8 protein-coding genes and 1 pseudogene are annotated in these 8592 nt (G+C 67.7%); 6 read left to right on the forward strand and 3 right to left on the reverse strand.

The genetic code is table 11. The features are described 5' to 3' along the window. Positions 1-362: 362 nt before the first annotated feature. The gene (locus ACF1FZ_RS34770) at positions 363-563 is read right to left on the reverse strand and encodes a cold-shock protein (protein ID WP_391777363.1); all 201 of its coding nucleotides are present in this window, start codon (positions 561-563) and stop codon (positions 363-365) included. A gap of 271 nt (positions 564-834) precedes the next feature. On the opposite strand from ACF1FZ_RS34770, the gene ACF1FZ_RS34775 reads away from it, so the two are divergent. Together ACF1FZ_RS34775 and ACF1FZ_RS34780 are read left to right on the forward strand one after the other, a co-directional pair. Continuing rightward, a complete protein-coding gene (locus ACF1FZ_RS34775) occupies positions 835-1461 on the forward strand; it encodes a hypothetical protein (protein WP_391777364.1) in 627 nt (208 codons plus the stop codon). Positions 1462-1498: 37 nt separating this feature from the next. Further along, on the forward strand, positions 1499-4165 hold the full coding sequence (locus tag ACF1FZ_RS34780) for a Helicase associated domain protein (RefSeq protein ID WP_391777365.1): 2667 nt from the start codon (positions 1499-1501) through the stop codon (positions 4163-4165). Positions 4166-4271: 106 nt separating this feature from the next. Here the strand turns inward: ACF1FZ_RS34780 and ACF1FZ_RS34785 are convergent, their stop codons facing one another. Continuing rightward, the gene (locus tag ACF1FZ_RS34785) at positions 4272-4436 is read right to left on the reverse strand and encodes a hypothetical protein (RefSeq protein WP_391777366.1); all 165 of its coding nucleotides are present in this window, start codon (positions 4434-4436) and stop codon (positions 4272-4274) included. On the opposite strand from ACF1FZ_RS34785, the pseudogene ACF1FZ_RS34790 reads away from it, so the two are divergent. Continuing rightward, a pseudogene (locus ACF1FZ_RS34790) lies at positions 4400-4787 on the forward strand (IS5/IS1182 family transposase); the annotation flags it as partial. The gene ACF1FZ_RS34785 and the pseudogene ACF1FZ_RS34790 overlap by 37 nt on opposite strands. Positions 4788-4816: 29 nt before the next feature. Here the strand turns inward: ACF1FZ_RS34790 and ACF1FZ_RS34795 are convergent. Next, entirely contained in the window at positions 4817-5404 is a 588-nt protein-coding gene (locus tag ACF1FZ_RS34795) for a TetR/AcrR family transcriptional regulator (RefSeq protein WP_391777367.1), read from the reverse strand. 138 nt (positions 5405-5542) lie between these two features. On the opposite strand from ACF1FZ_RS34795, the gene ACF1FZ_RS34800 reads away from it, so the two are divergent. From ACF1FZ_RS34800 to ACF1FZ_RS34810, 3 genes are all read left to right on the forward strand, one after another. Then, positions 5543-6268, forward strand: coding sequence for an SDR family oxidoreductase (locus ACF1FZ_RS34800; RefSeq protein WP_391777368.1), 726 nt, complete (start codon positions 5543-5545; stop codon positions 6266-6268). Positions 6269-6337: 69 nt separating this feature from the next. Continuing rightward, positions 6338-7408 (forward strand): aldo/keto reductase, encoded by a 1071-nt coding sequence (locus ACF1FZ_RS34805; protein ID WP_391777369.1) that lies wholly within the window; start codon positions 6338-6340, stop codon positions 7406-7408. Between the two features lie 69 nt (positions 7409-7477). Beyond that, the gene (locus ACF1FZ_RS34810) at positions 7478-8224 is read left to right on the forward strand and encodes an SDR family oxidoreductase (protein WP_391777370.1); all 747 of its coding nucleotides are present in this window, start codon (positions 7478-7480) and stop codon (positions 8222-8224) included. Positions 8225-8592 lie beyond the last annotated feature (368 nt).

Consider the following 8592-nt stretch of genomic DNA (forward strand, 5'->3'; position numbering starts at 1 on the left):
CCCGCGGAGCGGGTGCCCCAGCGCCGCGCGCTGGGAAAGAGGAGCCTCCCGCTTCGCGGGAGGCGGTGACGTTCCGTCACCTCCCGCCGCTGCGCGGCGGGTCCGGCCCTGCGGGCCGGCCTTCCCTTCGCTGCGCTCCGGTTCGGGCCAGGGGCTGCGTCCGTGGCGTCCCGGATTCGCTGCGCTCCTGCGGGACGGGCGCCTGCGCTTCGCTCCGGCTTCCCGCCCGTTTTGGGTCACTCCCACTGAGTGGGGGTGACCTGGAGGGGGCGGGAAGGGCCCGTCCGCTGCGCTCCCGGGCCACTCCGGCTCCGCCGGGGGCTGGTTACGAGAGAGGCTGGCCGGGGTGGTGGGGGTTCGGTTCAGAGGCTTCGGACTCCGATGGCTTTGGGTCCTTGTGGGCCTTGGGTGATCTGGAATTCCACCCTCTGGCCTACTTCCAGCTTCTTGTCTCCGATGTTTTGGATGTCGTCGTAGTGGACGGGGAGGTCTGCCCCTTCGTCCTGTGAGATGACTCCGGTGCCTTTCTCTGCGTCAAGAGCCTTCACGGTGCCGTGAGTCATGATTGCGCCTTCCGTATGAGTACTGGGCTCATGGTTCGTTCCGGTTGCATGCTGATATTCCCCGAGGCTCAAAGTGGACAAACCGTGAACATTTGATCGTCTGCCATATGCTGCGTCTCGATTTGATGCAGCATGTATCATTGGCGGAAACACGGAGCACCCCAACCACTCGGGAACCTCTTCAGAATTTCGACAGGAACGCCCGAAGATGACCGGTCATCACGAATCTGCCGGACCCGGTCCCGCGCTGAACAGCAATTATGTGCACCGGGTGAGCCAGTATCAGACAGTGGGTGTCAACGCCCGGCTGATGCTGTTCGCGCCCCTGGAGGTGCAGGGCGTGCCCGCGAGCAAGGCGGAGGGTCTGGCGGCCGTGCTGGAGGCCGGAGCGCCCGCCGGGGCACAGAGCGAGGTCGTGGAGCTGGACGGCATGGCGCCGCGCTCGCGTGGCCCGGAGTTCGGGGACGGCTGGGACGACGGCGTGACGGCCGTGAGCGAAGCCCTGGTGCGCATCACGGACCGGGAGTGGTCCCGGCGCGGTGGCCGGTCGGCCGGGGCCGCTGAACTGGCCGTACACCTCGCGGACGTGAGGCAGCGTGAGCGGGCCGATCTGGTGCGGCTGGAGAGGTACGTCCGGGAAGCCGTACTGCCGGCCACCTATCCGCACACCACGGCGCGCCGTCAGGTCCTGGAGGCGCTGGGTGAGGCCGGCGGTCTGTGCACCGCGCGGACGGTGAACAGCGATGGGGACTACGTCGTCTGCACGCTCGACGCCGGTCACTACGACCCGGACGACATGCCACCGTTCAAGGATGGAAAGCCCGCCAGCTGGCACAAGGCGGATGCGTCGATCTGGAACGGCCTGGGCGCGGCCTGCATTCCGCACGCGGCCCTCTGAAATACCACAGGAATTCAGCACTCGGAGAGGCATGGAAATGTCAGCGATTCGGCTCAAGGAACACCAGGTAGATCAGCGATCCGCGTTTCGCAGGTGGGTGGGATTTCCTGCAAGGTCATCTGTGTCCCCGCGGGGTGCTCGGGGCACGATCGTGTCAGCGACAGGATCGGGTAAGACGATCATGGCCGCCGCGTGCGCGCTGGAGTCGTTCGCGGACGGCCGGATCCTCGTGACCGTGCCGACCCTGGACCTGCTCGCGCAGACCGCGCAGGCGTGGCGCCTGGTGGGCCACCGGGCCCCGATGGTCGCGGTGTGCTCGCTGGAGAACGACGCGGTTCTCAACTCGTTGGGGGTGCGCACCACCACGAACCCGATCCAGCTCGCCCTGTGGGCCGGGTCCGGGCCCGTGGTCGTGTTCGCCACGTACGCCTCTCTCGTGGACCGTGAGGACATCGGCGCACCGATGGGCCAGGGGAAGGTTCGCGGGCCGCTGGAGGCCGCTCTGGCGGGCGGAGAGCGGCTGTACGGGCAGCGGACGGCCCCGTTCGACCTCGCGATCGTGGACGAGGCCCACGGAACCGCCGGCGATCTTGGCCGTCCGTGGGCGGCGATCCACGACAACACCCGGATCCCCGTCGACTTCCGGCTCTACCTCACCGCGACCCCACGCATCCTCGCCGCGGCCCGGCCCCAGAAGGACACCGGCGGCCAGGAGGCGGAGCTCGCGACCATGGCAGATGACCCGGAGGGGACGTACGGTGCGTGGCTCGCGGAGCTGGGGCTCTCGGAGGCGATCGAGCGGGAGATCCTTGCGGGGTTCGAGATCGACGTGCTGGAGATCCGCGACCCCTCGCCGGTCCTCGGGGAGTCGGAGGAGGCGCGGCGGGGCCGGCGCCTCGCACTCCTGCAGACCGCACTTTTGGAGCACGCGGCGGCGTACAACCTGCGTACGGTCATGACGTTCCACCAGAAGGTCGAGGAAGCCGCGGCGTTCGCGGAGAAGCTGCCGGAGACAGCGGCCGAGCTGTACATGAACGACGCCTCCGAGGCCGACCTGGCGGCCGCGGAGAGGCTCCCCGCGTCGTCGATCGACGCGGAGTTCTACGAGCTGGAGGCCGGCCGCCACGTACCCCCGGACCGGGTGTGGTCGGCGTGGCTGTGCGGCGACCACCTCGTCTCCGAGCGGCGCGAGGTCCTGCGCCAGTTCGCAGGCGGCATCGACGCCAACAACCGGCGCGTGCACCGCGCCTTCCTCGCCAGCTGCCGCGTGCTCGGGGAAGGCGTCGACATCACCGGCGAACGGGGAGTCGAAGCCGTCTGCTTCGCAGACACCCGCGGCTCCCAGGTCGAGATCGTCCAGAACATCGGCCGGGCCCTGAGGCTCAACAAAGACGGCTCCACCAAGGTCGCCAGGATCATCGTGCCGGTGTTCCTGGAGCCCGGCGAGGACCCCACCGACATGGTCGCCAGCGCCAGCTTCCGCCCTCTTGTAGCCGTACTCCAGGGGCTCCGCAGTCACGATGAACGACTTGTTGAGCAGCTCGCCTCCCGTGCCCTCACCAGCGGCAAGCGCAAGGTCCACGTCCGGCGTGACGAGGACGGCCAGATCGTCGGGGCCGGCGGCGCGGGCGACGGCGAGGACCAGGAGGACAACGACACGCAGGCCGCCGCCGAAGCCGCCCTGCTGCACTTCTCCAGCCCGCGCGACGCCGCCACGATCGCAGCCTTCCTGCGGACGCGGGTCTACCGGCCCGAGTCGCTGGTGTGGCTGGAGGGCTACCAGGCCCTGCTCCGCTGGCGGAAGGAGAACGAGATCACCGGCCTGTACGCCGTCCCGTATGACGTCGAGGTCGAAGTGGGGGTCACCAAGGGCTTTCCGCTTGGCCGATGGGTCCACCAGCAGCGAAAGGCGCTGCGGGCCGGAGAGCTGGAAGAGCGGCGCAAGACCCTGCTGGACGCCCCGGAAGCCGGGATGGTCTGGGAGCCGGGCGAGGAAGCCTGGGAGAACAAGCTCGCCGCCCTCCGCTCCTACCGGCAGGCCACCGGGCACCTCGCCCCGAGGCAGGACGCCATGTGGGGCGAAGACGAGACGATGATCCCCATCGGGCAGCACATGGCCAACCTCCGCCGCAAGGGCGGCCTGGGCAAGGACCCGGACCGGGCCGCCGTACGCGCGAAACAGCTGGCCGCGATCGACGAGGACTGGAACTGCCCCTGGCCCCTGAACTGGCAACGGCACCACCGGATCCTCGCCGACCTCCTCGACACCGAAGCCGACGGCGTCCTGCCGGCCATCGAACCCGGGGTGCTGTTCGAGAACGACGACCTGGGCAAGTGGCTGGAGCGGCAGAAAAACCCGGGCACCTGGGCACAGCTCCTCCCCGAACAGCAGCAACGGCTGGTGAAGCTGGGCGTGCAGCCCGCCCAGGCCCCGTCTCCCGCCCCCGCGACAGGGCGTACGGCGAAGGGCCCGAACAAGGCACAGGCGGCGTTCCAGCGAGGGCTGGCAGCCCTCACACAGTGGGTGGAACGAGAAGGCGCGGACCGGCCGGTGCCGAGGGGACACAGCGAACAGATCACGGTCAACGGCGAGCCGGTGACCGTCAAGCTCGGCGTATGGATCTCCAACACCAAATCCAGGAGAGACCAGCTGGACACCGACCAACTCGCCGCGCTACGGGAGCTTGGGGCGGAGTGGGCGTAGCCGCAGCGAGAATCGATCACAAGGCAGAAGTACATGCCTGGCGATCACTGGGACAGGCCGCAGGGAATGTTCCTCAGTAGTGGTTGGGGAGGTGTGCCGGCCGGGGTCAGTGCCCGGGGCGGCCGGCTCCGGGCACTGTCTTGTGCAGGGTGGAGATCAGGACCGCGGCGAGAGCGGTCGCGGCCGCGCTCCCGATCATGATCACCCCCACGCCGATCACGAACAGGCCACTGGCGTCGTCCGACCAGTCGTAAACGGCGACCAGGGTCAAACCGCCCGAGGTGCCCAGCGATGAAAGCCACCGTGATCGCCGACCGGCAAGGGCCGCACGTTATGGACCGATGACCTGCGGCCCGGACGGATGCACGACGCCACCGCCGCCCGTAACGAAGGCATCGCCATCTGCTTCCAGCATTTCCCCGACGTCGAGGTCCTTCTGGACGACGGCTACCTCGGCCTGAGCCACGACCACCGCGGGCAAGCGATCCCACCGCCCAGAAAACCCCGGCCCGGAGCACTGCCCGACAGAATCGAACAGTGGGAACGCCACCGCCGCGACTGCCTGCCCGACACCTACCGCACCATCGCCAACCCCGGCTCCGACCGCACCACCAACACCTGACAACCGGCCACGACCAGGCCAAACACGCCTCACCCGCTATCACGCACCAACTCATAAGCGGGCCTGAGTCCGTCGACGACGACGTCCAGCATTCGGTTCAGCTGGGGGCGCTGCTCGGGTGCACCGGCCACGGAGAGCAAACCGGCGAGGATGCCGCCTACCTCGACCGGGTCGATGTCGCTGCGCAGTTCTCCTGCTGTGGCGCCGGCCTCGAGCACCATCGCCAGGACTTGCTGGACCTCGTCGCAGACCGGTCCGGTGCCGAAGCGGCCGGAAGCGCTCATGGCGACCAGGGCCTCGCAGACACCGCGTCGTTCGCCGGCCCAGTCGGCGAATCGGAGCATCCACGCGTGGAGTGCCTGTGCGGGCGGCTTGGTAGCCAGTAGGGTGCGCGCGTCTTCGCGCAAGGGGCGGATCTGGTCCCGGTAGACCTCTTCGACCAGATCCTCTCGGGTGGGGAAGTGCCGGTACAGGGTGGCGTTCCCCACTCCCGCGCGTTTGGCGATCGCGTCCAGCGAGATCGGGCGTCCGGAGGCGAAGGCTTCGGCGGCCGTGGCGATCAGCTGCTCGCGGTTGCGTTGCGCGTCGGCGCGCAGGGTGCTGCGTGGAGGTGTCATGACCTTCGCGATCGTGAGTGTCGGATGAGGCTCGGGAACGATTCGGGGATGTCCCCGGTTCAGTGTACGGTGAGACAACCGGGGAGTTCCCCGATTACGGGTGGTCTCACCCATCGCTTCAGCGACGAAAGGTTTGCCGTGCCTACAGCGGTCATCACCGGGGGGACGACCGGGATCGGCAAAGCGACGGCCGAGCTGCTGTACGCCCGCGGCTACCAGGTCGCGGTCACCGGACAGAATCCCGAATCCCTCGCGCGGGCGCAGTCCGAGCTCCCCGGTGACGTACTCGTCGTCCGATCCGACGGGCGCGTGCTCTCCGACACCGACGCCCTGATGTCGACGGTGTCGGCGCAGTTCGGATCGCTGGACCTGCTCTTCCTCAACGCTGGGATCTTCCGTCCGGCACCGGTTACCGAAGTGACGGAGGAATCGTTCGACGAGCACGCCGACCTCAACTTCAAGGGCCAGTACTTCACCCTCCAAAAGGCCCTTCCCCTCATGAACGACGGCGGCTCGATCGTGCTGACCGTCGGCATCGGATCCCGTCGCGGCACCCCTGGCGCCACGGTGGGGGCGGCGACACGCGGCGCGCTGCTGGCCATGCTGCCCTCCCTCGCGCTCGAACTGGCCCCGCGCAGGATTCGCGTCAACGCCGTGAGCCCCGGGGGCACCGACACCCCGCTGCTCAACAAGCTGGGGGTGCCCGAGAGCGGCCGGGACGCCATGCGCTCGAAGATCCCCTTCAAGCGCTTCGGAACCAGCCAGGAGGTCGCGGAAGCAGTCGCCTTCCTCGCCTCGGACGCTGCCGGCTACATCACCGGCCAGGACATCACCGTGGCCGGCGGCTACGGGCTCGGCACCTGAAACCCGGGCGAGTCGACCACCAAGCCGCACCTCTCGAACGCCACGAATCACACCTCACAGGAGAACACGATGGCACTCACTCTCGACACCTATCGGCTGCTGGGCCGTTCCGGACTCCGGGTCTCACCGCTGGCGCTGGGCACGGCGACCTTCGGCACCGAGTGGGGCTGGGGCGCCGAGCGCGACGAGGCGCGCAAGCTCTTCGACCGCTACACCGAGCTCGGCGGCAACTTCTTCGACACCGCCAGCACCTACACCAACGGCAGCTCCGAACGACTGCTCGGCGAATTCGCCCACACCAACCGCGACAAGATGGTGCTGGCGACGAAGTACTCGACGCTGCGTCAGCCCGGTGACCCGAATTCCGGGGGTACCCACCGCAAGAGCATGCTGGCGTCGGTGGAAGCCAGTCTGCGGCAGCTGAACACCGACTACATCGATCTGCTCTACGTGAACGTATGGGACTTCAGGACGCCGGTGGAGGAGATCCTGCGGGGCCTGGACGACCTGGTGAGGCAGGGCAAGGTGCTGTACGTGGCGATCTCCAGCGCCCCGGCCTGGCAGGTGTCGCGCATGCAGGCGATCGCCGACCTGCGCGGCTGGTCACCACTGGTCGCACTGGAGACCGAGTACAGCCTGATCGAACGCACCGCGGAGCGTGACCTGATCCCGATGGCACGCGAGATGGGACTCGGGGTGGTCCCCTTCTCCCCATTGGGCGGCGGGGTCCTCACCGGCAAGTACAGCCGGGAGGACCAGAACCAGGCGGGCTCCGTTGTCGGCGAAACCGCCAACAACCGCAAGAGCCTCAACGTCGCCCTGGGATGGGTCACCGACCGCAACCTTGCCATTGCCGATGTGGTGAAGGAGGTGGCCTCGGAGCTGGGCCGCACACCCGCCCAGGTCGCACTGGCCTGGACCCTGAACGCCCCGGGCGTGACGGCACCCGTCATCGGCGCCCGCACCATCGCGCAGCTGGAGGACAACCTGGGTTCCCTGCAGGTCGACCTCACTCCTTCCCAGCTGGCCCGGCTCGACCAGGTCAGCTCCATCCACCTCGGCAATCCGCACGACCTGCTCGCCAGCGATCACATCCGCACGGTCACCACAGGCGACATGAAGATCGAAACCCTCGGTTGATTCGCTTCATGAATGTCGACATCCAGATATATCGACATGTGTTTGATGATGGAACGGAGCAACCTCGGCATGGGTAAGTACAGCAACAAGAATGTGGTGATCACGGGTGGCAGCAGCGGCATGGGGCTCGCGTTGGCGGAGCTGCTGGTGCAAGGCGGAGCCCGCGTGGTGATCACCGGCCGTTCTCAGGCCAAGCTCGACGCGGCACGCGAGCGGCTCGGCGAGAACGCCGTGGCCGTCCGGGCGGACGTGGCCTCACTGCCCGACCTGGATATGCTCGTCGGCCGTGTAAAGAGCGAGCTCGGATCGATCGAGGCTTTGTTCGTCAACGCCGGCATCTCACCCCTCACACCCCTCGAGTCGACGACCGAGGACGTGTACGACGAGCTGTTCGCGATCAATGTCAAGGGCGCCTTCTTCACTGTGCAGAAGCTCGCTCCGCTGCTGAGCGCGAACGCCGGCATCGTCCTCACCACCTCGATCGCGAACGTCATCGGCATGGCGGACACCAGCGTCTATGCGGCCGGCAAGGCGGCGCTGCGCTCGATGGCCCGCACCTTCTCCCGCGAGCTGCTTCCGCGGGGAATCCGTGTCAATGCGATCAGCCCGGGTCCCATCGACTCGGGGATCCTGGAGACGATGAACTTGTCCAAAGAGGCCGCTGACCAGTTCAGGGCGGAGCGGACCGCGAGCAACCCCATGAAGCGCTACGGCACCGTCGAAGAGTTCGCCAAGGCGGCCGCATTCCTCGCCTTCGATGCCACGTACACCACCGGCATCGAGCTGGCCGTGGATGGCGGTGAAACCCAGCTCTGAGCTCGTCTGCCGTCCCGCCACGGGCGTAAGGCCCGCTACCACGGCGGTTTCAGGGGGCGCTGCAATACGTGGTCGTGTCGATCAGGCCGCGAGCAGTTTTACAGGCGCTCGGCTGGGGTTTCCCAGCCGAGCGTTTCGCGTGGGCGGCCATCGAGTTCGGCGGCGACGGCGTCAAGATGCTCGCACCAGGAGGTTGTCGTGGCCCACGAAGACACGCCGACTGAACCGGGCCTTGACCCCGGATGTGGGACACACGAGACACTGGATCCTGAAGATCTGAGAACGGACATCTCGTGGTCATGAAGAACTACCCGCCACAGTTCAAGGCGGACGCGGTCGCGCTGTACGAGTCACGGCCCGATGCGACG

Source organism: Streptomyces sp. NPDC014623 (assembly GCF_043088245.1).
Lineage (GTDB): Bacteria > Actinomycetota > Actinomycetes > Streptomycetales > Streptomycetaceae > Streptomyces.